Consider the following 1,270-nt stretch of genomic DNA (forward strand, 5'->3'; position numbering starts at 1 on the left):
CTAGTTCAACGTTTTCGTGGTTCGAATCCTATCAGGCGGCGTCGGCGAGTTTATAGGACCATGTGTGGATGACGGGATGGCGATTGACGTCGTCGATGCCGGCCATAATGCGTTCCTTGAGTTCGTGCTTTGAGCTCACCCGGATGTGGCGCAGGACGGAGCGGGCGAACTTGGAGAAGAAGCCCTCGATCAGGTTGAGCCAGGAGCCGTGTTTGGGCGTGAAGGTAAATTCGAAGCGGCCTGCCGGTCGTTTATCGAGCCAGGCTTTGGTTTCTTTCGAGATGTGGGCGGAATGATTGTCGAGGATCAACTTGATGGCGGTGCCGGCCGGATAGGCGGCATCGAGCAGCTTGAGGAATTCGATGAACTCGCGGCTGCGGTGACGGTCTTTGACAAGCGCGTGGACCTTGCCTGTCAACAGGTCAATTCCAGCCAACAGGCTGAGCGTGCCATGACGCTTATATTCAAAATCGCGTGCAAAGGCCGGATGGACACCTGGCACGGGCGGCAAATCCGGCGCCGTCGTCGCGATCGCCTGGATTCCAGGCTTCTCGTCATAGGAGACGATCGCGACCGGCTTGCCCGATTTGTTCGATTTGGCGGCGGCCTTTTTCAGGACCTGGACCTCGCGATAGACACACAAGACCTCCGCCATCTTCTGCTCGAACTCGGCATCGCGACGTTCCAGATAGTAGCGCATCTTGTGCGGTTTGATTTCCTCCTGGCCAAGAAGCTTGCTGACCGTGCCCTGAACCAGGCGGGCCAGACAGGAATGTCCGGCCCCCGGTCCGTGCTCGCGCGCATGGCGGGCCAGCAGCCGCGTCGTCCACAGTTCGTGCGGATAGCCATGGTCCTTGGCCTTGTCGCACGCCAAAGACACCAGCCAGGCCTTGGCCTCCGGCGTGATCACCGGCTCCTTGCCCGGCCGCGGCCGGTCGTCGAGCGCCGAAAGCGGGCCATAGCTCTCGGCGCGCTCAACACAGCGCTGGACCGTTTGATGGTGCACGCCAAGTCTTCGTCCCACGGCAAAGAACGACGGGTTCTCCCGATAGGCCAAAAGCATAGCTGCCCGCGATACCCGGCTCGCCGGTTCGCTTCGAGACCGCGAAAGAGCCGTCAACGTTTCGATCTCCTGCTCGCTCATCGCTAACTCGATTACGCGCCGTCTGGGTGCCATGATGAAACTCCTCATTTGGATAACTCAAACCAGGAATCCGCCAGCCCGCTTCAGGTTCCATCAAAGGCCGCTTTCATGGAATCGCTCGTCTAG

1 protein-coding gene is annotated in these 1,270 nt (G+C 59.8%); it reads right to left on the minus strand.

Translation table 11 applies throughout. The annotated features are described in order from the left end of the window. Nucleotides 1-31: 31 nt before the first annotated feature. Nucleotides 32-1,177: an IS630 family transposase gene (locus GGD50_RS32515; RefSeq protein WP_107109872.1), complete on the minus strand. Its 1,146-nt coding sequence runs from the start codon at nucleotides 1,175-1,177 to the stop codon at nucleotides 32-34. Nucleotides 1,178-1,270: the final 93 nt, after the last annotated feature.

Source organism: Martinezella paranaensis (assembly GCF_014200235.1).
Taxonomy (GTDB): Bacteria; Pseudomonadota; Alphaproteobacteria; order Rhizobiales; family Rhizobiaceae; genus Rhizobium; species Rhizobium paranaense.